The 24,527-nt window shown below is 54.2% G+C and carries 19 protein-coding genes; 1 reads left to right on the top strand and 18 read right to left on the bottom strand.

All coding sequences use genetic code 11. From position 1 onward, the window contains the following. Positions 1 to 5 precede the first annotated feature (5 nt). From glpX to ACTHO6_RS04495, 5 genes are all read right to left on the bottom strand, one after another. A complete protein-coding gene (gene glpX, locus ACTHO6_RS04515) occupies positions 6 to 968 on the bottom strand; it encodes a class II fructose-bisphosphatase (protein WP_440239806.1) in 963 nt (320 codons plus the stop codon). Between the two features lie 28 nt (positions 969 to 996). Then, the gene (locus ACTHO6_RS04510) at positions 997 to 2,280 is read right to left on the bottom strand and encodes a UDP-N-acetylglucosamine 1-carboxyvinyltransferase (protein WP_440239804.1); all 1,284 of its coding nucleotides are present in this window, start codon (positions 2,278 to 2,280) and stop codon (positions 997 to 999) included. Positions 2,281 to 2,361: 81 nt separating this feature from the next. Then, positions 2,362 to 3,006, bottom strand: a complete 645-nt coding sequence (fsa, locus tag ACTHO6_RS04505; protein WP_440239802.1) for a fructose-6-phosphate aldolase — start codon at positions 3,004 to 3,006, stop codon at positions 2,362 to 2,364. A gap of 14 nt (positions 3,007 to 3,020) precedes the next feature. Then, on the bottom strand, positions 3,021 to 3,875 hold the full coding sequence (gene fba, locus ACTHO6_RS04500) for a class II fructose-1,6-bisphosphate aldolase (RefSeq protein ID WP_440239800.1): 855 nt from the start codon (positions 3,873 to 3,875) through the stop codon (positions 3,021 to 3,023). Between the two features lie 105 nt (positions 3,876 to 3,980). Beyond that, positions 3,981 to 4,355, bottom strand: coding sequence for a response regulator (locus ACTHO6_RS04495; protein ID WP_005827822.1), 375 nt, complete (start codon positions 4,353 to 4,355; stop codon positions 3,981 to 3,983). Between the two features lie 168 nt (positions 4,356 to 4,523). On the opposite strand from ACTHO6_RS04495, the gene ACTHO6_RS04490 reads away from it, so the two are divergent. After that, a complete protein-coding gene (locus tag ACTHO6_RS04490) occupies positions 4,524 to 5,318 on the top strand; it encodes a lipid II flippase Amj family protein (protein WP_440239798.1) in 795 nt (264 codons plus the stop codon). Between the two features lie 64 nt (positions 5,319 to 5,382). On the opposite strand, the gene ACTHO6_RS04485 is transcribed toward ACTHO6_RS04490, so the two are convergent. The 13 genes from ACTHO6_RS04485 to ACTHO6_RS04425 form a co-directional block, all read right to left on the bottom strand. Beyond that, positions 5,383 to 6,984: a CTP synthase gene (locus ACTHO6_RS04485; RefSeq protein ID WP_440239796.1), complete on the bottom strand. Its 1,602-nt coding sequence runs from the start codon at positions 6,982 to 6,984 to the stop codon at positions 5,383 to 5,385. 215 nt (positions 6,985 to 7,199) lie between these two features. Continuing rightward, entirely contained in the window at positions 7,200 to 7,748 is a 549-nt protein-coding gene (gene rpoE / locus ACTHO6_RS04480) for a DNA-directed RNA polymerase subunit delta (RefSeq protein ID WP_440239794.1), read from the bottom strand. A gap of 291 nt (positions 7,749 to 8,039) precedes the next feature. Next, on the bottom strand, positions 8,040 to 9,569 hold the full coding sequence (gene ahpF, locus ACTHO6_RS04475) for an alkyl hydroperoxide reductase subunit F (RefSeq protein ID WP_440239792.1): 1,530 nt from the start codon (positions 9,567 to 9,569) through the stop codon (positions 8,040 to 8,042). A gap of 12 nt (positions 9,570 to 9,581) precedes the next feature. Beyond that, positions 9,582 to 10,145 carry an alkyl hydroperoxide reductase subunit C gene (ahpC, locus tag ACTHO6_RS04470; RefSeq protein WP_440239790.1) on the bottom strand — a complete coding sequence of 188 codons (564 nt, stop codon included), beginning with the start codon at positions 10,143 to 10,145 and terminating at the stop codon, positions 9,582 to 9,584. 273 nt (positions 10,146 to 10,418) lie between these two features. Continuing rightward, positions 10,419 to 13,670 carry a fused isobutyryl-CoA mutase/GTPase IcmF gene (gene icmF, locus ACTHO6_RS04465; protein ID WP_440239788.1) on the bottom strand — a complete coding sequence of 1,084 codons (3,252 nt, stop codon included), beginning with the start codon at positions 13,668 to 13,670 and terminating at the stop codon, positions 10,419 to 10,421. Positions 13,671 to 13,704: 34 nt separating this feature from the next. Next, positions 13,705 to 14,337, bottom strand: a complete 633-nt coding sequence (locus tag ACTHO6_RS04460; RefSeq protein WP_440239786.1) for a TetR/AcrR family transcriptional regulator — start codon at positions 14,335 to 14,337, stop codon at positions 13,705 to 13,707. Positions 14,338 to 14,545: 208 nt separating this feature from the next. Then, the gene (locus ACTHO6_RS04455) at positions 14,546 to 15,688 is read right to left on the bottom strand and encodes an acyl-CoA dehydrogenase (RefSeq protein ID WP_440239784.1); all 1,143 of its coding nucleotides are present in this window, start codon (positions 15,686 to 15,688) and stop codon (positions 14,546 to 14,548) included. 74 nt (positions 15,689 to 15,762) lie between these two features. Beyond that, positions 15,763 to 16,905, bottom strand: coding sequence for an acyl-CoA dehydrogenase (locus ACTHO6_RS04450; RefSeq protein WP_440239782.1), 1,143 nt, complete (start codon positions 16,903 to 16,905; stop codon positions 15,763 to 15,765). 34 nt (positions 16,906 to 16,939) lie between these two features. Continuing rightward, positions 16,940 to 17,791 carry a 3-hydroxybutyryl-CoA dehydrogenase gene (locus ACTHO6_RS04445; RefSeq protein ID WP_440239780.1) on the bottom strand — a complete coding sequence of 284 codons (852 nt, stop codon included), beginning with the start codon at positions 17,789 to 17,791 and terminating at the stop codon, positions 16,940 to 16,942. A 13-nt stretch (positions 17,792 to 17,804) separates the two neighbouring features. After that, entirely contained in the window at positions 17,805 to 18,983 is a 1,179-nt protein-coding gene (locus tag ACTHO6_RS04440; protein WP_440239778.1) for an acetyl-CoA C-acetyltransferase, read from the bottom strand. A gap of 183 nt (positions 18,984 to 19,166) precedes the next feature. Next, positions 19,167 to 21,242, bottom strand: coding sequence for a heterodisulfide reductase-related iron-sulfur binding cluster (locus ACTHO6_RS04435; RefSeq protein WP_440239776.1), 2,076 nt, complete (start codon positions 21,240 to 21,242; stop codon positions 19,167 to 19,169). Between the two features lie 271 nt (positions 21,243 to 21,513). Beyond that, a complete protein-coding gene (gene ablA / locus ACTHO6_RS04430) occupies positions 21,514 to 22,872 on the bottom strand; it encodes a lysine 2,3-aminomutase (RefSeq protein ID WP_440239774.1) in 1,359 nt (452 codons plus the stop codon). Positions 22,873 to 23,043: 171 nt separating this feature from the next. Continuing rightward, the gene (locus ACTHO6_RS04425; RefSeq protein ID WP_440239772.1) at positions 23,044 to 24,474 is read right to left on the bottom strand and encodes a sigma-54 interaction domain-containing protein; all 1,431 of its coding nucleotides are present in this window, start codon (positions 24,472 to 24,474) and stop codon (positions 23,044 to 23,046) included. Between the last annotated feature and the right edge of the window lie 53 nt (positions 24,475 to 24,527).

The raw sequence follows: 24,527 nt of genomic DNA, 5'->3' as shown, positions 1-24,527 counted from the left end.
TTTTCCTACAAACCGAGTGACGGTTTGCGTTCCAGGCGGTGGTTTCCTTCAATGAAGCGTACCGTTCCCGTTTTTGCCCGCATGACGACAGAATGGGTCGTAGCGCGAGTTCCCTGGAAGCGAACTCCTTTCAGCAATTCCCCATCTGTTACGCCCGTTGCCGCAAAAATGGCATCATCGCCCTTGACCAGATCATCCATAAACAGCACCTGGTGCGGGTTGTTCAGCCCCATCTTGACACAGCGCTGAATCTCTTCTTCGCTTTGTGGCAACAGCTTGCCCTGGATTTCGCCTCCGAGACATTTCAACGCTACCGCAGCCAATACCCCTTCTGGCGCTCCGCCGGAACCGAACAAAATGTCCACACCTGTATCCGGGAATGCCGTGTTGATCGCAGCCGCCACATCCCCGTCGGAAATGAGGCGAATGCGGGCACCTGCCTCGCGAATCTCGTGAATGATGCGGGCATGGCGATCACGATCGAGCACAATCGCTACCAGGTCGCTGATATCCTTGCCCTGTGCCGCCGCAACAGCTTTCAGGTTGTCGCGGATCGGCGCGTTGATGTCGACTTTGCCAACCGCTTTTGGCCCTACTGCCATTTTCTCCATGTACATGTCAGGCGCATGCAGCAAATTTCCCCGGTCTGCAATCGCAATGACAGAAATGGCGCCCCATGTGCCTTTTGCCAGGATATTCGTCCCTTCCAGCGGGTCAACAGCCACATCTACTGCGGGCGCTACCCCTTGGCCCAGACGCTCGCCGATATAGAGCATCGGCGCTTCATCCATTTCGCCTTCCCCGATCACGACTACACCGTCCATCGGCACTTTTTCAAATTCCTTGCGCATCGCGGTCGTCGCCGCGTCGTCGGCTTCATCTTTTCGTCCAAGCCCCATCCAACTGGCGGAAGCCAAAGCAGCCGCTTCGGTTACACGAACCAGTTCCAGTGTTAAACTGCGTTCCATTCTGGAAGACTCCTCTCCTGATGATTGGTTAACGCTGCGGGCTTTCCGCTTGCTGCATGCCTACCCGCGTTACGTCGGCACCCAGCATTTGCAGCTTGCCCACCAAATTTTCATAGCCGCGGTCAATATGTTCAAGACCTTCCAGCTCTGTCGTGCCGCTTGTAGCCAGCCCTGCGATAAATAGAGCGGCTCCGGCCCGCAAATCGGAAGCGACCACCTTGGCTCCGTTCAGCTTGCTTCCGCCTTCGATGACAGCGGAACGTCCTTCCACCTTGAGCGTAGCTCCCATGCGCCGCAGTTCATCTACATGGCGAAAACGCGAGCTGTAAATGTTGTCCGTCACAATGCTCGACCCTTTGGCAAGGGTCAACAGCGTCGTGATCGGCTGTTGCAAATCAGTCGGAAATCCCGGATACGGGCTTGTTTTCACATCAATGGAACGATAGGAATCCCGTCCGATCACCTGAATGCAGTCATCCATTTCCGTCACGTGAGCGCCAATCTCGCGCAGCTTGGCCGTCAACGACTCCAAATGCTTGGGAATGACGTTTTCGACCAGCACATTGCCATTGGTCGCCGCTGCCGCAATCATATACGTCCCCGCTTCGATCCGGTCGGGAATAATCGTATGCCGGCAGCCGTGCAGACGCTCCACGCCCTGGATGCGGATGACATCGGTCCCTGCGCCCTTGATGTTTGCCCCCATATTGTTGAGCAATGTAGCCACATCGACAATCTCCGGCTCGCGGGCAGCGTTTTCAATAATGGTCACGCCTTCTGCCTTGGACGCAGCAAGCATGATATTAATCGTCGCTCCCACGCTGACAAGGTCAAGGTAAATTCTCGCGCCTTGCAGGCGACCGCGCTTGGCCCGGATGGTCATGACTCCGTTTTTGTTCTCCACCTCGGCGCCCATCGCCTCAAAGCCTTTGATGTGCAAATCGACAGGTCTTGGCCCCAAATCGCATCCGCCTGGCAGCCCTACCTGCGCCTCGCCGAACTTGGCAAGCAAGGCTCCCCACAAATAGTAGGAAGCGCGCAGCTTCTTGATCTTGCCGTTGGGCATGAGCATCAGCTTCATCAAGCGCCCGTCGATTTCCATCCAGTCTTCTTCGAACAGCACGTCAGCTCCCATTTCCCTAAGAAGCCCATGATAGATTTCTACATCCTGAATACGGGGCAGATTTTCAATAACGACAGGGCCGTCCGCCAGCAACGCGGCTGGAATCAGTGCGACTGCGCTATTTTTGGCTCCGCTGATGGTTACCGTGCCCGCGAGCGGCTTTCCACCATTGATAATCAGCTTATCCATGCATCGCTCTCCTCAGGTGGTAATCGGGAAAGAAGCACCTTCCCCAATGGAAAAGGTGCTTGAAACTTTCGGTACTTGTCCTTATTTTTGCATGCTTGCCCAGTCAGCGAGGAATTTCTCCAGGCCGCTGTCTGTCAGCGGATGGGCAATCAGCTGCTTGAACACTTTGGCCGGAATGGTCGCATAGTGAGCACCGCGGCGGGCCGCTTCCGTCACATGCACAGGGTGGCGCACTGATGCTGCGATGATTTCGGTATCGATGCCATGCACGGAGAAAATCTCGGCAATGTCTTCGATCAGCTGCATGCCGTCTTGTCCGATATCATCCAGACGTCCCAGGAACGGGGATACGAAGCTCGCTCCTGCACGAGCCGCGAGCAGCGCCTGGTTTGCGGAAAACACCAGCGTTACGTTTGTTCGGATTTTGCGCTTGGCAAAATACTTGGTTGCCTTCAACCCTTCGGCAGTCATCGGCAGCTTGATGACGATGTTTTTCGAGAGGGAAGCGAGCTTCTCGCCCTCTTCGATCATGCCTTTTGCATCGGTGCTGATGACCTCAGCGCTGATCGGACCGTCTACGATGTCGATGATTTCCTTCAGTGTCTCGATAAAGTCGCGGCCTTCCTTGGCAACCAGCGAAGGATTCGTGGTTACTCCGGCCAGGACTCCCCATTCGTGAATCTCGCGGATTTCTTCAACGTTTGCTGTATCAATCAAAAAACGCATGATTAGCCTCCTAGTTACGCGCGGTTGCTGCTACCGAACAGGCGCATTTTTCCTTTTACAACTTCCTTGATCGCGTCGCGAGCAGGGCCCAGGTATTTGCGCGGGTCGATTTCGTTCGGCTTCGCAGCCAGCACTTTGCGAACCGTTTCGGTGCATGCGACTTGGCTTTCCGTATTTACGTTAATTTTGCCAACACCCAGGCGGATCGATTCTACAATCGCTTCGTCCGGTACGCCGGAACCGCCGTGCAGAACGATCGGCGCTCCAATGTTGCTCGCTACTTTTTCGATAATGTCGTAGCGGATTTTGGGCACGCCTTTGTACATGCCGTGAGCCGTTCCCACTGCAATCGCCAGATAGTCTACTTTTGTTTCTTCCCAGAAGCGGATCGCTTCCTCAGGGTTTGCCAGCGTAGCATCTTCCTCGTCAACAGACAAGTCGTCCTCTACCCCGCCGATGGTACCAAGTTCACCTTCTACAGAAACGCCTACAGCGTGAGCAGCCTCAACAACCTGTTTGGTCAAGCGAAGGTTATCTTCAAAGGAATGATGAGATCCATCGAACATGACAGAAGAGAATCCTGCGCGAATGCACTTCATGACAATATCAAAGTTGCTGCCATGATCCAGGTGCAAGGCAACAGGTACTCCTGCGCGCTCAGCCGCCGTTTTTGCGATGGCGACCGTGTAGTCCAGTCCCATGTATTTGAGTGCCCCTTCGGAAACACCGAAAATGACAGGCGATTTTTCTTCCATCGCCGCTTCCGTGATCGCTTGCGTAAACTCCAGATTGTTCAGGTTAAATTGTCCGACGGCGTATTTATGCAATTTGACGTCTTCGGTAAAAGCGGTCATAGGTACCAATGGCATTTGGTAAGTCCTCCTCTGCTAGCTTCAAATCACGAGGCTTATTATATCACAGACAGGCGTTTGTTAACAGGTACGCTTGTCCCCACGCACACGTCGCCAAAAGGACTAGCAGGCAAGCTGCTGCTGTACGGCCATTCGCAGCTCGTCGATATCGAACGGCTTGGTGAAATGGGTCAGCGCTCCCAGTTGAGTCGCTTCCTTGATCATGTCCAGTTCTCCGTAGGCCGTCATCATGATGACCTTGATGTCCTGGTTGATCTTTTTAATGTGCTTCAAAATCTCAATGCCGTCCATGCCTGGAATCTTCATATCGAGAATGACCAGATCAGGCGATTCCTTTTCCACAATCTCCAAAGCCATTTTCCCGTTTGCAGCCTGGAAGGTCTTGTACCCTTCTTTTCCCAGTACCTCATACAACAAAATGCGGATACCATACTGGTCATCGACAACCAGCACCTTTTTATCATGTTTGTCGAACACGGTTACTCCCCCCTGACGAATCCATTTCCTTAATTAACTAGGTTTTCGCCTAAAAACAGGAAACTCCTGCACATTTTTGCGTATCCGTTGCTGAAATTTTCGCGTTATGTCCATTTCGAGTATAATAGGGATACCATTTTCGCGCCAAGCAAGGAGCCAAAAACCAAGATGAATGCGCTCTGGTTGATCTGCCTGTTGACGTTTATTATCCATACGACAGAGACACTCTCCTATGCCATCCGCTTCGCAGGAGTCCAGACAGGGAGAATCGCGGTCGCCATGTCACTCGTCGGCATTACCCTGTTGCTCTCCCGCACCTCCAACCTGATTCAGGGACCGTTCACCGGCGGGCTGATGGATCAAGCGGCCATCCTGCATACCGACCCGAGTTGGCAGCTACATACGATTATAGCGGCTTCCTCTGTCGGGACGCTGGCTGCCATCGTGCTGTTTCCCACGTTTGTCCAAATTTCCAAACGAGTCATCTCGCATCTTGAGCTGGCCGGTTCGATTCCGCAAATGCTGCGCACAGCCGTCACCGTAGACAGCATCCGCCGCGTCCGGCACCACGTGCGAATCCCGAGCTGGCAGGCCATCTCCCGGTTTCGCATCAAAGGCATCCCGAAACGTCTCCTGCTGCTCAACTGTTTGGGAACGGCGATTTACACTAGCAGCGTGCTCTCCGTCCTTTACGCGACGCTGCTGGCCCCTGATTACAAGGCAACGGTGCTGATGTCGTCGGGCATGATTAACGGCTTCGCCACGATTTTCATGACCATTCTGGTGGACCCGCAAGTCGCCCTCCTGACCGAAAAAGCCATGCAGGGAAAAGCCACACAGGAATCGATTCGGGACATGTACTTGTGGCTGATGATTTCCCGATTTTTCGGGACGCTTCTGGCTCAGCTCTTCCTTGTTCCCGCCGCCTACTGGGTGGCCTGGCTGTCTCCGCTTTTTCACTAAACAGGCGGCATGCAAAAAAGACGCACCGACGAGCGAGAGCGCCGGTGCGTCTTTGGGTCTATTTTTATTTAGACAGGTTCAGGGAAGCTTTGACGAAATCGCGGAACAGCGGCTGCGGACGGTTCGGACGGGATGTGAATTCCGGATGGAACTGGGTAGCCACGAACCAAGGGTGGTCCGGCACTTCCACGATTTCCACCAGACGGCCGTCCGGGGATGTACCGGCAAAGCGCAGGCCCCGTTTAGCCAGTTGCTCGCGATATTCGTTGTTGACTTCATAACGATGACGATGACGTTCATACACCAGTGTGCTGCCGTAAGCAGCTTCGGTCAGCGTGCCTGCTTCCACTTTGGAAGGACCGAGACCGAGGCGCATGGTGCCACCTTTATCCTCGATTTCTTTTTGCTCTGGCAAGAGGTCGATCACCGGATAAGGGGTGTCCGGATTGATCTCGGAGCTGTTGGCACCGTCCATGCCTGCGACGTGGCGGGCAAATTCAATCACCGCAATTTGCATACCGAGGCAGATGCCCAAAAATGGCACTTTGTTTTCGCGAGCGTAGCGGGTCGCGATAATTTTGCCTTCGATCCCGCGATCGCCGAAGCCGCCTGGTACCAGGATGCCGTTTACATCGCCCAGCAGTTCGCCTACGTTTTCCGGCGTCACTTCTTCTGCGTGCACCCATTTGATTTCCACTTTGGAATCATTCGCATAACCGCCATGGTACAGCGCTTCTGCTACGGACAAGTAAGCGTCGTGCAGCTCCACGTATTTCCCGACAATCGCGATCGTCGTTGTCTTGGACAGGTTCTTGATTTTGTTGACCAGCGACTTCCACTCGGTCATGTCGGCTTCCTGGCAAGTCAGGCCGAGGTGGCGGCAAACATAGTCGTCCAGACCTTGCGCTTGCAGTTGCAGTGGCACGTCGTAGAGAGTCTCTGCATCCACGCATTCCACAACCGCGTTTTTGTCGATGTCACAGAACAGTGCCAGCTTGTCCTTCATTTCCTGGGTCATTGGCTGTTCGGTACGGGTCACGATCACCGTTGGCTGAATGCCCAGGCTGCGCAGTTCTTTCACGCTGTGTTGGGTCGGCTTTGTTTTCATCTCGCCCGCTGCCTTGATGTAAGGAACCAGCGTCACGTGAATGTACATCACGTTTTCACGGCCAATATCGCTCTTGATCTGACGGATCGCTTCCAGGAACGGCAAGCTCTCGATGTCCCCTACCGTTCCGCCGATCTCGGTGATTACCACGTCTGCTCCGGTTTCGCGGCCCGCGCGGAAAATGCGGTCTTTAATCTCGTTCGTAATGTGCGGGATAACCTGAACGGTTCCGCCCAAATAGTCTCCGCGACGTTCTTTGGCGATGACGGTCGAGTAGATTTTTCCAGTCGTTACGTTGGAGTTCGCGCTCAGATTGATGTCGATAAAACGCTCGTAGTGTCCCAGGTCCAGGTCGGTTTCCGCTCCATCGTCCGTAACGAATACTTCCCCGTGCTGATACGGGCTCATCGTTCCTGGATCGACGTTGATGTACGGATCACATTTCTGGATGGTTACCTTCAAGCCCCTATTTTTCAGGAGTCGGCCCAGAGAAGCCGCTGTAATTCCTTTTCCCAACGAGGATACGACCCCGCCCGTCACAAAAATATACTTCGTCATCGTTAACGTCCCCTCTTTCCCTAAACCCTTTAGGAGTAGTAATAGTAAAAACGGTATGAAGACGGCTCCCAAAAAAAGAAAAACAAAAGCGAGTCCTATCCCTTTTGGTAATGGGGTAGGGGCACTTTTGTTTTATAGTTTCCCTTATTTAATCCTTCTTCATGTGAAGCCCAAGGAGTATTTTATCTGTCCGTCAGGCGGAAGTCAAGGACTTATCACTTATCCTCGTCATCTTCCAACTCTTCGTCCACTTCCTCTTCCTCAAGCTCCTCGTCAAACAGCTCGTCTTCCTCTTCTTCGAGCTCTTCTTCGTCGATTTCGGCAATCTCTTCATCTTCGATATCCGCATCATCCACGAATACTTCTTCGTCTTCGAAAATGACAACGTCGTCTTCTTCGTAATCCTCCACAATTTCGTCTTCGGTGTCGTAATCGTCGAAGTCGTCGTCCAGAATGACTTTCTTCTTCTTGGTTCCGCCGCCTTCTTGTGTTTCCTCGACCGTGTCCGTTGGATACCAGCGTTTCAATCCCCACACGTTGTCGCCAAGGCACACAAAACGGCCGTCGATATTAATCTCCGTGTATACTTGCGCGATGATAGCCATGAGTTGTTCGTTTGTCATGTTACGAACAGCGGCCAGCTCATCCATCAGCTCGCGGAAGTTGTAAGTGCGGTTGGTTTCGCGCAAAATTTCATACGCAATATCAACCAACGCCATCTCACTCAGTTTCTCGGGATCAATATGCGCAAACAATTGACTCACCCAGGGCACGTCCTTTCTATTAGAAAACTATTGGCTTGAATACCGACCTCGCCCTTTGCTGGGGGACGCAGGCATTGCATAGGCAATTCATCCATGTGTCGATTTCCTCAAACGTATATCGTATAACATACGAAGACTAACATACAGTATTCCTTATTTTAGACGAAAATGCAAGGCTTTCAAACCGGGAAGGACCATTTATTCTCGGTACGGGTTTCCCGGTTATTTTCCTTGTTGTATAAAGAGAGCCGCTTCGCTATCCGGATGGTAGCGAAGCGGCTCCTACGTTCATTAGTTTCGAATGAGATAATCAAATGCACCCAAGGCTGCGGTGGCACCTGAACCCATCGAAATAATGATCTGCTTGTATGGACTATTCGTGCAGTCGCCTGCGGCAAATACACCAGGGAGGGAAGTAGCGCCGTGTTTATCGACAACGATCTCGCCCATTCGGTTCCGTTCGACTGTATCTCCCAGCCAATCGGTATTCGGCACAAGACCGATTTGGACAAACACACCTTCCAGCTCAATGTGATGAACCGTTTCCGTCTCGCGATCCTTGTAGGAAATGCCGTTTACCTTGTCGGTACCGGTGATTTCCGTGGTCTGCGCATTGGTGATCACCGTTACGTTCGGCAAGCTGTACAGGCGCTCTTGCAAAACAGAGTCGGCTTTCAGCTCAGCAGCGAATTCGAGAACCGTAACGTGCTGGACAATGCCCGCGAGATCGATTGCGGCTTCCACACCGGAATTTCCGCCGCCAATGACAGCTACGCGTTTACCGGCAAACAATGGACCGTCGCAGTGCGGGCAATACGCCACGCCTTTGTTTTTGAACTCCTCTTCGCCAGGTACGCCCACATTGCGCCAGCGGGCACCCGTCGAGAGGATAACGGTTTTGCTCTTGAGAACAGCACCGTTTTCCAGTTCGACTTCGATCAAGTCCTTTTTCTCCAGGCGCTTGGCCCGCTGCAAATTCATGACATCGACATTGTACTCTTTTACATGCTCTTCGAGACTTGCGGCCAACTTCGGACCTTCGGTGTATTTGACACTGATGAAGTTTTCAATACCCAGCGTGTCCATGATCTGGCCGCCGAAGCGTTCAGCCACAATACCGGTGCGAATGCCTTTGCGCGCCGCGTAGATCGCAGCACTTGCTCCGGATGGACCGCCTCCGATCACGAGCACATCATAAGGTTCTTTGTTCGCAAATTCGGATGCGTCCGGAGCCGAACCAAGCTTGGCGAGAATTTCTTCGAGTGTCATCCGACCGCCGCCAAAGTTTTCCCCATTCAGAAAAACCGTTGGCACAGCCATGATGTTTTTGCTTTCGACTTCTTCTTTGAACGCAGCACCGTCAATCATAGTATGTCGAATACCAGGATTGAGAACGCTCATCGCGTTCAGTGCTTGAACCACATCAGGACAATTGTGGCAGGTCAGGCTGACATAAGTCTCGAAGTGATATTCGCCTTTCAGACTCTTCACTTGATCGATGAGCTTCTGGTCAACCTTTGGAGGTCTGCCGCTCACTTGCAGCAAAGCCAACACCAAGGAAGTGAATTCATGTCCCAAGGGTACGCCAGCAAACGTTACTCCGGTATCTTCCCCGATACGATTGACACTAAAGCTAGGTGTACGCTCCATGGAGGCTTCTTCCAGCTTGATTTTCTGCGACATGGTTGCCAATTCTTCCAATAAAAGCAGCATGTCACGCGATACGCTATCAGAGCCTGCGCTGTATTTCAACAGCACTTCGCCTTCCATGAGCTGAAGATATTGCGCTAGCTGTGCTTTGATTTCTGCGTCCAGTATCATTGATCCCACTCCTTAGATCTTGCCAACAAGATCAAGGCTTGGTTTCAGGGTAGCAGCACCTTCTTGCCATTTCGCCGGGCAAACTTCGCCTGGGTTGTTGCGAACATATTGAGCTGCTTTCAGTTTGTTGACAATGGAGCTTGCATCGCGACCGATGCCGCCTGCGTTGATTTCAATGGCTTGGATCACACCGTCCGGGTCGATGATGAACGTACCGCGGTCAGCCAGTCCCTCTTCTTCAATCAATACATCGAAGTTGCGGGAGATGGTGTGAGTTGGGTCGCCAATCATGGTGTAGGTGATTTTGCCGATGGTCTCGGATGTATCGTGCCATGCTTTGTGAGTGAAGTGAGTATCTGTAGAAACGGAGTATACTTCTGCTCCCATAGATTTCAAGGTTTCGTATTGGTTTTGGAGATCTTCCAGCTCAGTCGGGCAAACGAAAGTGAAGTCTGCTGGATAGAAGCAAACGATGCTCCATTGACCTTTAAAGTTTTCTTCTGTAACCTCTACAAAGCTACCGTTTTTGTAAGCTTGTGCTTTGAAAGGCAGGACTTGTTTACCGATAAGAGACATAGTGAATAACCTCCTGTATGATTGGTTTCTAGAATTATTAAATATAATAATTCTAACTTGATAACAATTATCATTCAATTGTTCCCGTTTGTCAACCTCTTTTTTATAATAACTTTAATGTAGAAGTCATGCCTAGATTAGTCTTGAATATTTTGTAGCAGAATATACCCGTTTCCATCGACAGGCAGGAAAAAGCCGAACCTCCTCCCCAACCAACAGAAAGGGGCCTCCCTTGAAAAGTAGCTGCAACTACTCGTGAGGCCCCTTGCTCGTTTACATATTTCTCCGGTACTGGCCGCCGACCTCGTACAAAGCGGCACTGATCTGTCCAAGCGAAGCCACCTTCACGGTTTCCATCAGCTCGGCAAAAATGTTCCCGCCTGCCATCGCCACCTCCTGCAAGCGGCGCAGCGCTTGCGGCGCTACGTGGCGGTTGCGCTCTTGGAACGCGCGCAGGTTGACGATCTGCTGTTCCTTTTCTTCCTCTGTCGCCCGCGCCAGCTCGATCTCGTAGTCTTCCTCGGACGCGTTCGGATTGATAAAGGTGTTGACCCCGATAATCGGCAGCTCGCCGGAGTGCTTTTTCATTTCGTAGTACATCGACTCATCCTGGATTTTGCCGCGCTGGTACTGCGTCTCCATCGCTCCCAGCACGCCGCCGCGCGAGCTGATCCGCTCGAACTCCTGCATGACAGCTTCCTCCACCAGATCGGTCAGTTCGTCGATGATGAACGCGCCTTGCAGCGGGTTCTCGTTTTTCGCGAGTCCCATCTCCTTGTTGATAATCATCTGGATCGCCATAGCCCGGCGCACAGAGTTCTCCGTCGGGGTCGTAATCGCTTCGTCGTAGGCGTTCGTATGCAGCGAGTTGCAGTTGTCGTAAATCGCAATCAACGCTTGCAGCGTCGTCCGAATATCGTTGAAATCCATCTCCTGTGCATGCAGGGAACGTCCGGAGGTCTGGATGTGGTATTTCAGCTTTTGACTGCGCTCGTTGCCGCCGTAGCGGTTTTTCATCACAGTCGCCCACACGCGGCGCGCCACCCGGCCGATGACCGTATATTCCGGATCGAGGCCATTGGAGAAAAAGAACGACAGATTCGGCGCAAAATCGTCGATGTGCATGCCTCGGCTCAAATAGTACTCTACGTACGTAAAGCCGTTCGCCAGCGTGAACGCCAGCTGCGTAATCGGGTTGGCCCCCGCTTCCGCGATATGGTAGCCAGAAATGGACACGGAGTAGTAGTTGCGCACTTTATGGTCGATGAAATACTGCTGGATGTCGCCCATCATCCGCAGGGCAAACTCCGTCGAGAAAATACACGTGTTTTGCCCCTGGTCTTCCTTCAAAATATCCGCCTGTACGGTTCCGCGAACAGTCGACAAGGTATACGCCTTGATCTGCTCCGCTTCCTCCTCGGTCGGCTGGCGGCCTTCCCGCTGGACAAACTTCTCGATCTGCTGCTCAATCGCCGTGTTCATGAACATCGCCAAAATCATCGGGGCCGGGCCGTTAATCGTCATCGACACAGACGTGCTCGGCGCGCACAGGTCGAAGCCTGCGTACAGCTTTTTCATGTCGTCCAGCGTGCAGACGCTCACTCCACTCGTCCCGATTTTCCCGTAAATATCCGGGCGGTAATCCGGGTCTTCGCCGTACAAGGTCACGGAGTCAAACGCCGTACTGAGCCGCTTCGCCTCGTCGTTTTGCGAAAGGAAATGGAAACGCCGGTTCGTGCGCTCGGGTGTCCCTTCGCCCGCAAACTGCCGCTTCGGATCTTCGCCCTCCCGCTTGAACGGGAACACGCCTGCCGTGTACGGAAACTCGCCCGGCACGTTTTCCTTCAGCGACCATTTCAAAATCTCGCCCCAGTCCTCGTACTCCGGCACCGCTACTTTTGGAATGCGCGTACCCGACAGCGATTCCGTGAACAGCTTCGTGACGATTTCCTTGTCCCTGATTTTCGTGACAAACTGGTCCTTTCTGTACGCTTCCTTGAGCTTAGGCCAATTGTCGAGAATCCGTCGGCACTCGGGATGCAGCTTCTCTTCAAACAGCTTGATCTGTCTGTCGAGTACCCCGACAAGCTCTGTCGCTGCCTCTTCTTGCGCTGCGAGCAGCGTCTCCTTTGCGCCGTGCAGCTGGTACAGCTTGCGGGCGATGGCCGATTGCTCCTCGGTATACGCCCGGTATTGGCGGACCGTGTTGGCAATTTCTTGCAAGTAGTTGATCCTTTCTGTCGGAATCAACGAAGTTTTATGAATTTTTACGGGAGTGGTGTCCAACTGCTCAACAGGCCAATCCACGCCTGTCTTTTCGACAATTTTATGCATGAGCGCGGCAAACAGCACGTTTGTCCCCGGATCGTTAAACTGGCTGGCGATCGTCCCGTAGACGGGAATCTTCTCGTCGGGCAGGTCAAACAGCTGGTGGTTGCGACGATACTGCTTGCGCACCTCGCGCAGGGCATCCTCCGAGCCTTTTCGCTCAAATTTGTTGATCGCGATCACGTCGGCAAAATCGAGCATGTCGATTTTCTCCAGCTGGGAAGGCGCGCCGAATTCGCTGGTCATGACGTACATGGACACGTCGCACACCTCGGTCACCTGGGCATCGCCCTGACCGATTCCGCTCGTCTCTACGATGATGAGATCGAACTGAGCCGCACGGGTAACCTGAATCGCATCCTTCACAGCGGCGGACAGCTCCATGCCGGACTTTCTCGTCGCCAGACTGCGCATGTAGACGCGCGGCGTATTGTTGGCATTCATGCGGATCCGGTCGCCCAAAAGCGCTCCGCCCGATTTTTGCTTGGACGGATCGACTGACAAAATCGCGACTGTCTTTTCCGGATACGTGCGCAAAAACCGGCGAACCAGCTCATCCGTCAACGAGCTTTTCCCCGCTCCCCCTGTGCCTGTGATGCCCAGCACCGGGATCGAATCCTGCGCTTCCCGCACGCACTCCTTGAGCGGTTCCTTCCACTCCGGCTGATCGACGGCGTACTCCGCCACAGAGATTAGGCGGGCAATCGCCTTGTGGTTCTGCTCGCGCAAGCCAGCGACTTCGTTTTCCAACTGCTTGACCGTGGGAAAATCGCTGTTGCGAATCATGTCGTTAATCATGCCTTGCAAGCCCAAGCGTCTTCCGTCATCCGGCGAGTAAATTTTACAGACGCCGTACTCCTCCAGCTCGCGAATCTCGCGTGGAACGATGACACCGCCTCCGCCTCCGAAGACGCGGATATGCCCGGCTCCCCGTTCGCGCAACAGATCAATCACGTATTTGAAATATTCCACATGGCCGCCCTGGTAGGAGCTGATGGCAATGCCTTGCACGTCCTCCTGAATGGCGGCGGTCACGATATCATCGACAGAGCGGTTGTGACCCAGATGGATCACTTCCACTCCCGAAGACTGCAAAATACGGCGCATGATATTGATCGAGGCGTCGTGACCGTCGTACAAGCTGGCGGCGGTCACGAAGCGAACCTTGTTTTGCGGACGATACACTTCGGTTTCCATCGTTCCACTCTCCCCCGAGATTGAATGAATGATGTCAGTCGGAGACACTGATATCCCGAAGCAGCAGCGTAATCTGCTTCTCGGTGTACTCCTCCAACGTATAGTGCTTGTGCAGAGCCCAGCGGCGGAACACCCACATTTCGCCCAACACCATGATATTGTCAGCCATCAGCTTGACATGCTTCTCATCGAGGCGCAGCGAGCCGTCGGCAATCCCTTTTCGCAGGATCTCCACAAAAATTTGCGCAATCTCCTCTTCGCGTCCGAGCACGTAGCGCAGCGTTTCTTTCGGCAACGACTTCGACTCCTGGTAAATGAGCAGGACGCGGTCGCTCATTTGGTCCATCACACGAATGAAGCTGCGGATGGCGAGCTTTAAAATTTTCAGTCCGGTGCCGCTAAAATTGATCGCTTCGCGCAGGCGTGTCTCCATCTCGGCATGAATCGCATCGCAAACGAGATAGAGCACGTCTTCCTTGGATTCGATATATTCGTACAAGGTACCGATACTGAACCCCGAAGCCCGGGCAATCTCCCTTGTCGTCGTCTTGTGAAAGCCTTTATGAATGAAGAGATGAACGGCAGCCTCAATAATTTGTTCCCGCCGTTTTTCGATCAGTTTCGGGTCCTTGACCAAGGACGGTATGGTTTTTCTCTTTTCGGACACAACAAATCCACCTTTCCAACCGACTGAGCGTTTAGTCAGACACTTTCGGGAAAAGAAAGGAGCAAACGCTCTTCTTGCGTATCTTTTCGCACACCATTATACGCGAGGAAAAGCGCAAAGCCAAACCTTTCTTTTCCGCAGCCTCTGTCAACATGATCTGCGGGCTTTCAGCTAGTTGGATGAATCGCGGCTGCTGGTCGGCGTCTTGCTATTCTTTTAACAGATAGTTGCTGATGACGACGCGCTGGATTTCATTCGTGCCTTCATAGATTTGCGTGATTTTGGCATCGCGCATGAAGCGTTCCACCGGATACTCGCGTGTGTAGCCGTAGCCGCCAAAGACTTGCACAGCTTCGGTCGTCACCTCCATCGCGATATCGCCCGCAAATACTTTGGACATGGCCGATGCTTTTCCGTAAGGCAGTCCCTGATCTTCCAGCCACGCCGCCTGATAGGTGAGCAGGCGCGCCGCCTCAATCTTGGTGGCCATGTCAGCCAGCTTGAACTGGATCGCCTGCAACGAGGCAATCGGCTTTCCGAATTGGTTGCGCTCCTTCGCATAGCTCAGCGCGTGCTCGAAGGCCCCCTGCGCGATCCCCACCGCCTGGGCAGCAATCCCGTTTCGTCCGCCGTCCAGCGTCATCATCGCGATTTTGAAGCCTTGGCCTTCTTCTCCCAGCCTGTTCTCTACCGGCACGCGCACCTCTTCGAAATTGACAGCGAGCGTCGGCGAGGAACGGATGCCCAGCTTCTTCTCTTTTTTCCCCATCGTAAAGCCGTCCATGCCTTTTTCCACGATAAAAGCGGTGATTCCTTTGTGCTTCAGTTCTGGCTGGGTTACGGCAAAGACGATGTAGATTTCCGCTTCGCCCGCATTGGTGATGAAAATTTTGCTGCCGTTCAAAATGTAGTGATCGCCGTCGCGCACCGCGGTTGTGCGCATTCCCGCCGAATCGGAGCCGGAGCCTGGCTCAGTCAGACAGTAGGCCCCCATCTTCTTGCCCTCTGCCAACGGACGCAGAAACTTTTGCTTCTGCTCTTCCGTTCCGAACTTGTAAATCGGCCAGCTGGCAAGCGACACCTGTGCGGACAACGTGACTCCGATTGACGCATCCACGCGGGAGAGTTCCTCTACTGCAATGACGTAGCTCAAGTAATCCGCGCCAGCGCCTCCGTATTTTTCCGGCCAAGGGATGCCCGTCAAGCCAAGCTCAGCCATCTGCTCGAAAATGGATCGATCGAAGCGCTCTTCTTCATCGCGCTCGGCTGCTGTCGGAGCTACCTGGTTTTCTGCGAAGTCGCGAATCATTTTGCGCATCATGTCATGTTCTTCCGTAAGCTGGAAATTCATCGTTTTCACTCCCCCATGTGCTTTGCGCCGGTCCTTGTCAGGCGAAAACAAGTCTGACGGAACAATCGGCTCGATTAGTCGGCAAGCAACTGCTTGGCAATAACGATTCGTTGAATTTCGTTTGTACCCTCATAAATTTGCGTGATTTTGGCGTCGCGGAACAGCCGCTCAACCGGATATTCCCTGGTGTAGCCGTAGCCTCCGAATATCTGTACCGCTTCTGTTGCCAGCTCCATAGCCGTGTCCGTTGCGAACCGTTTTGCCATGGACGCTTCCATGCCGCAGGAGATCCCCTGGCTACACAGCGATGCCGCGCGATACACGAGCAGTCTCGCCGCTTCCGCCTTGGTCGCCATGTCCGCGAGCTTGAAGGCGATAGCTTGCTGCTTGGCGATCGGTTGGCCGAACTGCTTGCGCTCCTTGGCGTACTCTGTTGAATAGTGAAGAGCAGCCTCTGCGATGCCCAGCGCCTGCGCGGCAATCCCGATGCGTCCCGTGTTCAGATTGGCCATTGCGATAGGGAAACCTTCTCCCTCCTGCCCCAGCAGGTTTGCAACAGGCACACGGGCGTTGTCGAATACCAGCTCGGTCGTATAGGAGCCGTGCAGCCCCATTTTCTTTTCCTTTTTCCCGACAGTAAAGCCGGGCGTATCCTTTTCTACGATGAAGGCCGATATGCCCTTGGTGCCTTTGGTGGGATTAGTGACGGCAAACGTGATGTACGTATCTGCTTCGCCGCCGTTCGTGATAAACACCTTGTTGCCGTTCAAAATATATTCGTCGCCGTTTCGCACAGCTGTCGTCCGGATGCTGCTGGCATCCGATCCGGCATGCGGCTCGGTCAGGGCAAAAGCGCCGAGATACTCGCCGCGGGCAAGCTTTGGCACGTACTTGCGCTTCTGCTCCTCCGTTCCGAAGTACAGAATGGGATTGGTCCCGACCGAGGTGTGTACGGACAGGATCACGCCTACCGTTGCGCTCACTTTGGAAATCTCATGGATCGCCAAAATATAGGAGACAAAATCCGCTCCGGCGCCTCCCCATTCTTCGGCAATGGGAATTCCCATCAGCCCCATTTCGCCCATCTTTTTGATGACCTGACGGGGAAACTCCTCTTTTTCTTCCATAACCGGAACAAATGGCGCAATCTCTTTTTGCGCAAAGTCGCGCACCATGCGGCGCATCATTTCCTGCTCTTCCTTCAACCTGAAATCCATGTCCGCCCGCCCTACCTTTCTGCCGAATCATCAGTTAGTTGTACACGTAGAACCCCCGACCGGATTTTTTGCCCAGCCATCCCGCTTTCACGTATTTGCGCAAGAGCGGGCAAGGACGGTACTTGGAGTCGCCAAAGCCTTCGTGCAGCACCTCCATGATATAGAGGCACGTATCCAGTCCAATGAAGTCTGCCAACTGGAGCGGACCCATCGGATGGTTCATGCCCAGCTTCATCACTTCGTCAATCGCTTCCGGCGTCGCCACGCCCTCGTATACGCAGTAGATCGCTTCGTTGAGCATCGGCATCAGCACCCGATTGGAGACGAAGCCGGGAAAATCGTTGACGCTTACCGGCACCTTGCCCATTTGCTTGGACAAATCCTCCGTCAGCTGGTACACCTCATCTGCGGTTTGCAGTCCACGGATGATCTCGACCAGCTTCATCACCGGAACCGGATTCATAAAATGCATCCCGATTACTTTTTCCGGGCGCTTCGTCACGGCTGCAATCTCCGTAATCGGCAGGGAAGAAGTGTTGCTCGCCAAAATCGTATGCGGCGGACACACCTCGTCCAACCTGGAAAAAATTCCGGTTTTCACCGCCATGTTTTCCGTTACGGCTTCGATGACAAAATCCGCTTCCGCAGCGTCTGCCAAATCCGTCGAAGCTACGATTCGGGACAAAATCGCCTGCTTGTCGTCCTCGCTCAGCTTGCCTTTTTCCACGTTGCGCGACAGATTCTTCGAAATCGTGGACAGACCGCGTTCCACAAACGGCTGCTGCACGTCGTTCAAATAAACGCGGAAGCCTGCCTGCGCCGCTACCTGGGCAATCCCGCTGCCCATCTGTCCTGCCCCGATGACCATGATCGTTTGGATGTTCATGTAGAAGGCCTCCCTATTCCACTTTAATCAGGATCGCGTCTCCCTGTGCGGCGCCGCTGCATATCGCCGCGATTCCCAGTCCGCCACCGCGTCTTTTCAGTTCGTACGCGAGGTGCATGATAATCCGCGCTCCGCTCGCGCCAATCGGGTGGCCGAGCGCGATCGCTCCCCCGTTCACATTCACCTTTTCGTCGTCCCAGCCGACGATTTTGCCGCTCGTCAATGTCACGGCCGCGAACGCTTCGTTCACCTCGAATAGGTCAATCTCGCTGAGCGACACCCCTGTTTTTTCGAGCAGCTTGTTGATTGCCAGCCCCGGCGTTGTCGCGATGTAAGGCGCTTCAGCCCCCACCTGCGCGTGCCCGAGAATCGTCGCCAGCGGCCGGATGCCGAGCTGCTTCGCCTTTTCATCGGACATCAGCACCATCGCGGCGGCTCCGTCGTTGATCCCCGGCGCGTTGCCCGCCGTAATCGTGCCGTCCTTTTTGTAGACCGGAGGCAGCTTGGCCAGCCCTTCCCTGGTGGTATCCGGGCGAGGTCCCTCGTCTTTTGCGACCAGCACCGGCTCCCCTTTTTTCTGCGGAATGGAGACGGCGACGATCTCTTCGTCAAAAAGCCCCGCTTCCACTGCTCGGGCAGCCCGCTGTTGACTGCGCAGCGCCCATTCGTCCTGCGCTTCCCGCGTAATGCCGTACTCCTCGGCTACGTTGCTGCCGTGGATCGCCATCGGCACCTGGTCAAACGGACATGTGAGCCCATCGTACATCATCAGATCGCGAACAGCGGCATCACCCATCCGCATTCCGTAGCGCGCATCCGGCAGAGCGTAAGGCGCATTGCTCATGCTCTCCATGCCGCCTGCGACGATGATTTCCCCGTCCCCCGCGCGAATGATCTGATCGCCCATCGTGACGGCCCGCATCCCGGAGGCACATACCTTGTTGATTGTCTCGCTCGCCACATTCCAGGGCAGCCCGGCCTTGCGAGCAGCCTGGCGGGAAGGCACCTGCCCCGCGCCTGCCTGTACGACCATCCCCATGATGACTTCATCGACCTGATCGCCGGAAATACCGGAGCGCTTCACTGCCTCCTTGATGGCGACAGCGCCGAGCTCTACCGCAGACAACGCTTTCAAAGAACCGCCAAACTTACCAAACGGGGTACGTGCCGCCCCTACAATCACCGTTTTCATCGCATGACCTCCATTCGGTATTATCGAGCCAATCAACCAAACGAAATTGATCGAGCGTTCGTTCATTTTCTGCTACCTTCATTTTGCCGTCTTCTGTTGGATTAGTCAATGAATTAGGAAAAAAAGAACAGCCTGATTTTTCGCTCGTATCAGGCTGTTCCAACGATGCCGCCCCGGCTTGCTTCAGATCGCATCCGCCAAAATTTCCGCCACGTCGCGCGTTTTGACGTCGTCTTCCTTTTCTTTGGTCTTGATGCCGTCGTTCATCATGGTCAGGCAGTACGGGCAGGCACTGGCAATCGCGGTCGGATTGACCTCCAGCGCTTGCTCTGTACGCGCCACGTTAACCCGCGTGCCTTCATGCTCTTCCATCCACATGAGACCGCCGCCCGCTCCGCAGCACATGCTGTCGCAGCCGCTGCGCTTCATCTCGACTACTTCCACGCCTGGAATCGCTTCGAGAATGACGCGAGGCTTGTCGTAAATTTCGTTGTAACGGCCCAAATAGCAGGAATCGTGATACGTGATGCGCTCCTTGACTTCCTTGGTCGGCTTCAAACGCCCTTCCTTCACCCACTGGGCGAGTAGCTCGGAGTGGTGATATACCTCGGCAGTCAGCCCAAACTCCGGATATTCGTTTTTGAACGTATTGTACGCATGCGGGTCGCAAGTCACGATTTTTTTGACCTCGTAGCTTTCGAACAGCGCGATGTTTTCCTGTGCCAGCTGCTGGAACAAAAACTCGTTTCCGATGCGGCGCGCCGTGTCTCCCGAGTTCTTTTCCTCATTGCCGAGGATGGCAAACTTGACGCCCGCTTCGTGCATGAGCTTTACAAAGGCTTGGGAGATTTTTTGGCTACGCAGGTCAAACGACCCCATCGAGCCAACCCAGAACAAATACTCGAACTCCTCGACCTGTTTGACGGTCGGCACCTCGTATTGCCCGTTCAGACCTTCGATCCATTTCGTCCGGTCTTTGCGGTTGATTCCCCACGGATTGCCCTGACGCTCGATATTGTTCAAGGCACGCTGCGCTTCGGCTGGCATGCTGCCCTCCGTCATTACCAGGTAACGGCGCATGTCGATAATTTTATCCACATGCTCGTTCATGACCGGGCATTGATCCTCGCAGTTGCGACAGGTCGTACAAGCCCACAGCTCCTGCTCGGTAATCACATCGCCGATCAGGTTTTTCTCGTAAACCGAGGTCGCCTCTTCGGCTGTCGCCGCTACTTCGGACGCCTGCCAAGCAATCTGGTTGGCAGCGGTTTGCGAAAAGGCGAAGCTCGGCATCCACGGCGTGCGGGAGGTTACCGCCGCCCCTTTTTCGGTCAAATGGTCGCGCATTTTTGTAATCAGATCCATCGGCGAAAGCATTTTTCCCGTACCGGAAGCCGGGCACATATTCGTACAGCGTCCGCACTCCACACAGGCGTACAGGTCGATCAGCTGGGTTTGCGTGAAGTCCTCGATCTTGCCCACGCCGAACACTTCCTGCGTCTCGTCCTCGAAGTTGATGCTGGTCAGCTTGCCGGGAGGATCGAGCTTTTTGAACCAGACGTTGACCGGAGCAAACAGCAAGTGCGCGTGCTTGGACTGCGGCACGTAGACGGCGAAGCCCAGCAAGATAATCAGATGCGCCCACCAGAATACGTAAAACAGAACCGCGCCGCCTGTCGTCCCTACGCCGATCGCGGAAAAGGCCATCGCGATTACGGAGGAAATCGGCGCAAAGACGGATGCTTCATGACCGAGCCAAATCTGCTCGAAGGCGAGGGAGAGCAGCACGGTCGCCATCAGGGAAGAAATCAGGAGCAGAACGATTCCCGACTTGAAGCCGCGCTTCAGCCGCTTCAGCTTCTCGATATAGCGGCGGTAAAAGGCGTATCCGACGGCGGCCAGGATGAGAAACGTAGTGATCTCCTGCATCAGCGAAAAATATTTGTGCGCGCTGCCAAACGGAAGCTCGAAGCCTTTGGACAGCCCCTTGATAACCAGCTCGATAGCGCCGAACTGCAGGATAATGAAGCCGTAAAACATGACGACGTGCATGATCCCGCTCTTTTTGTCCTTCAACAGCTTCTTGTGGAAAATGACGTTGTCCAGCATCAGGTTGATACGTGCGCCAAAGTCATCTTTCACATCTGGCTTTTTGCCCAGCTTGATGAACAAATATCTGCTGTACACAACATGTCCGGCCAGATACAGCCCATAAGCGAGCACCAGGAAAAACGCGATCAAATTGATAAGTGCCAGCATGTTTCTACTCCCCCCACTTTCACGAGTTGTCTTTACTTTCTATCTTATCAGAATCAAGAGGAAAAATGAATGACCATTCAGTCTGTTTGTTTGATTTTTTGAAAGAATGAAAGAAAACCGACTGAACGTTCGCTCATATTGCTGTAATCCGATCTTATCACATCTGGGGCAAATCAACCATCCTCCAAATCAAGTTGGAAATCATTTTACACGAAAAACAAGCAGCCACCCGCTTACCAGGCAGCTGCTTCGCTTCCGTTTTTTGCTCGGTTTATTTGCCAGAGGCTTCCTTGGTTTCTCCTGCACTCTGTTCTTTCTTCGCTTTTTGCTCCTTGCGCACATCGGCCAGCGACTTGACCTTGGTCGCCTTGATGCGCTTGTTGCGCGGCAGGTCGGCCGGTTCCAGGTTGTCTGCTTCATCCTGCATGAGCGCGGCGATACCGACTGCCTTGCCTTTTGCCGCGATGCAGTATTCGCAGTTTTCCTCGTCGTGCTCATGGTACTGCTTCGGCTCTGGATACGAAGTGATGACGCCTTCGAAGTTGCGCAGCACCACTTTGTCGGACGACTGGGAAATCAGGTAGTTCGGGCTGACCGGAATTTTCCCGCCGCCGTGCGGAGCATCGACCACGAAGGTCGGCACGGCGTAGCCGGAGGTATGGCCGCGCAGATGCTCGATAATCTCGATTCCTTTGCTGACGGGAGCGCGGAAGTGGCCGATCCCTTCGGACAGGTCGCATTGATAGATGTAGTAGGGCCGGACGCGAATTTTCACCAGATCCTGCACCAGCTTTTTCATCGTGTTCGGACAGTCGTTGATTCCCGCGAGAATCACGGCCTGGTTGCCCAGCGGCACGCCTGCGTTCGCCAGCATTTCGCAAGCCTGCTTCGCTTCCGGCGTAATTTCCTTCGGATGGTTAAAGTGTGTATTGAGCCATACGGGATGGTATTTTTTCAGGATGTTGCACAAGTTCTCCGTAATCCGCTGCGGAAATACGACTGGCGCACGGGTCCCGATGCGAATGATCTCTACGTGAGGGATCGCGCGCAGACTGCTGATGATGTATTCCAGTACGCGGTCGTTGATTAACAGTCCGTCTCCGCCAGAGAGAAGCACGTCACGCACTTCCGGTCTGCTGCGGATGTATTCGATACAGGCGTCGAGCTGTTTCTTTGGCACGCCCATCCCGATCTGGCCGGAAAAGCGGCGGCGCGTGCAATAGCGACAGTACATGGAGCATTGGTTCGTGACCAGGAAGAGCACACGGTCCGGATAGCGGTGCGTCAGACCTGGAACCGGAGAATCCGTATCCTCATGGAGCGGGTCTTCCATGTCGTATTTGGTGCGCACCATTTCCGAAGACAATGGCACGGATTGCATGCGCACGGGATCTCTCGGGTCGTCGACATCCATCAGGGAAGCGTAGTATGGCGTAATATTCAAAGGAATGGTTTGCGTGGAAATGCGCACGCCCTCTTCCTCTTCCGGCGTCAGGTTAATGACCTGCTTCAAATCCTCTACCGTTTTGATCGTGTGCGTCAGCTGCCACATCCAGTCATTCCACTTTTCCTCGGGTACATCCTTCCAAAGCTCAATGGAACGCCAGTCACGTCTCGTCGCTACTGTCATCTGCTCCCCATCTCCTCTCGTCTGTAGTGAACCCTCATTCGTTTCACTCGACCAAGTAAAGATGCAAGAGGCGTGCCAATCAAGTCAAAAGATTGCGAAAATTAGCCGGAAAGCGTTTTGTTGCCCTTCGCCCCCTTGAATGGCCGGTTTCATCTGCCGAATTTCCGGCAGTCAACAGGGCGGGATCATTCGCTGCGATAGCTTGTATTGCAGCGTCTGCCTGGGGATACCCAACAGCTTTGCCGCCCGCAGCACGTTGCCATCTGTCTTTTTCAGTGCGTCTCCGATGATTCGCTCCTCCAGCTCCCGCAGCATGTCGGGCAGGGTACAGCCTTCCTTTTCCGCGAGCAAGGCAAGCGGGTCTGGCACAGAAGAAGGCACGGGCTTTTCCGGCAGCGCCCGCTCCAGCATATGAACGGGCAAATGCTCCATCAGCACCACGTCGCCCTCGACCATGTTCATCGCGGCCTCGATGACATGCTCCAGCTCACGGACGTTGCCCGGCCAGTCGTAGCGTGCAAACAGCTGCGCTACCTCCTGGCTGACTCCGCGCACATTCATGGCGAAGTCGCGATTGAATTTGGTCAAAAAATGCTCGACCAACAGTTCCACATCTTCTCTCCGCTCACGCAAGGGCGGCAATTCAAAGGAGACGACATTGATCCGGTAGTACAGGTCGGTTCGCATCAAGCCGCGCTCCACGAGCAGCTGCGGCGCTTCGTTCACGGCCGCAATGACGCGCACGTCGACTTTGGTCGACTGGCTCCCGCCGATTCGCCTGATCTGCCCATCCTGCAGCACGCGCAGCAGCTTGGCCTGCAAATCGAGCGGCATGCTGTTCAGCTCATCCAAAAACAAGGTGCCGCCGTCTGCCAGCTCGAACAGCCCCGGGCGATCATCGGCTCCCGTAAAGCTTCCCTTCACGGTGCCAAACAAAAGGCTTTCCAACAGGGACGCGGGCAGCGCCGCACAGTTTTGCGCGATAAACGGCTTGCCGCTGCGGGCAGACGCCTGATGGATGGATTGGACGAACAACTCCTTCCCCGTTCCTGTCTCGCCGTAAATCAGCACAGGCGAAGTCGTTCTCGCCGCCTTTTTCGCCCGTTCCTTCAGCCGCTTCATGGTTTCGCTCTTTGTCAAAATATCATCGAACTGAAAAGAAAGCCCCTCTGTTCCCCGCTTGACTCGCTTCGGCTTGCTGATCTTGGCCTGCAAGTCGACCAGGCGCTCCGACAGTTCTTTCAGCCTACCGATATCTTTGGCGACCTCGACCGCCCCGACCAGCCTTTTGCCGACTCGCACCGGAAGCGTCGTGTTGATCGTCTCGACCCGCATCCCTTTCCAGTTTTTGTAGGTCTGTGTCTGATTGTAGATCGCGTCTCCGCTCTCGATGACGCGCAGGAGCGTGCTCGAATGCCGATCAAGCGAAGGAAATACCTCCAGTAGCGGCTTTCCCAGCACTTCCTCTGGCGTAAGCCCGTCGAGCCTTGCCGCGACGTGATTGTAGAAAATCGTGATCCCTTCTGCATCCACGACATGAATCCCCTCGTCAATGGCCCCCAATATCGCCTGCAACATTTCCACTGTATCAGACAACGGCATGCCGGCCTCCACTCCTTTCAACCTTGCTGCCAAAAAACCATCACTATGCCGAA

The organism is Brevibacillus sp. SAFN-007a (genome assembly GCF_051967035.1).
GTDB lineage: Bacteria > Bacillota > Bacilli > Brevibacillales > Brevibacillaceae > Brevibacillus.
The sequence above is the reverse complement of the archived record's forward strand: the minus strand, read 5'-3'. Positions and strand labels throughout refer to the sequence as shown.

Excerpts from the sequence above, each read along its gene's own strand:
- glpX (WP_440239806.1), bottom strand. The coding sequence starts at position 968 with ATGGAACGCAGTTTAACACTGGAACTGGTTCGTGTAACCGAAGCGGCT.
- ACTHO6_RS04510 (WP_440239804.1), bottom strand. The coding sequence starts at position 2,280 with ATGGATAAGCTGATTATCAATGGTGGAAAGCCGCTCGCGGGCACGGTA.
- fsa (WP_440239802.1), bottom strand. The coding sequence starts at position 3,006 with ATGCGTTTTTTGATTGATACAGCAAACGTTGAAGAAATCCGCGAGATT.
- fba (WP_440239800.1), bottom strand. The coding sequence starts at position 3,875 with ATGCCATTGGTACCTATGACCGCTTTTACCGAAGACGTCAAATTGCAT.
- ACTHO6_RS04490 (WP_440239798.1), top strand. The coding sequence starts at position 4,524 with ATGAATGCGCTCTGGTTGATCTGCCTGTTGACGTTTATTATCCATACG.
- ACTHO6_RS04485 (WP_440239796.1), bottom strand. The coding sequence starts at position 6,984 with ATGACGAAGTATATTTTTGTGACGGGCGGGGTCGTATCCTCGTTGGGA.
- ahpF (WP_440239792.1), bottom strand. The coding sequence starts at position 9,569 with ATGATACTGGACGCAGAAATCAAAGCACAGCTAGCGCAATATCTTCAG.
- ahpC (WP_440239790.1), bottom strand. The coding sequence starts at position 10,145 with ATGTCTCTTATCGGTAAACAAGTCCTGCCTTTCAAAGCACAAGCTTAC.
- icmF (WP_440239788.1), bottom strand. The coding sequence starts at position 13,670 with ATGGAAACCGAAGTGTATCGTCCGCAAAACAAGGTTCGCTTCGTGACC.
- ACTHO6_RS04455 (WP_440239784.1), bottom strand. The coding sequence starts at position 15,688 with ATGAATTTCCAGCTTACGGAAGAACATGACATGATGCGCAAAATGATT.
- ACTHO6_RS04450 (WP_440239782.1), bottom strand. The coding sequence starts at position 16,905 with ATGGATTTCAGGTTGAAGGAAGAGCAGGAAATGATGCGCCGCATGGTG.
- ACTHO6_RS04445 (WP_440239780.1), bottom strand. The coding sequence starts at position 17,791 with ATGAACATCCAAACGATCATGGTCATCGGGGCAGGACAGATGGGCAGC.
- ACTHO6_RS04440 (WP_440239778.1), bottom strand. The coding sequence starts at position 18,983 with ATGAAAACGGTGATTGTAGGGGCGGCACGTACCCCGTTTGGTAAGTTT.
- ACTHO6_RS04435 (WP_440239776.1), bottom strand. The coding sequence starts at position 21,242 with ATGCTGGCACTTATCAATTTGATCGCGTTTTTCCTGGTGCTCGCTTAT.
- ablA (WP_440239774.1), bottom strand. The coding sequence starts at position 22,872 with ATGACAGTAGCGACGAGACGTGACTGGCGTTCCATTGAGCTTTGGAAG.
- ACTHO6_RS04425 (WP_440239772.1), bottom strand. The coding sequence starts at position 24,474 with ATGCCGTTGTCTGATACAGTGGAAATGTTGCAGGCGATATTGGGGGCC.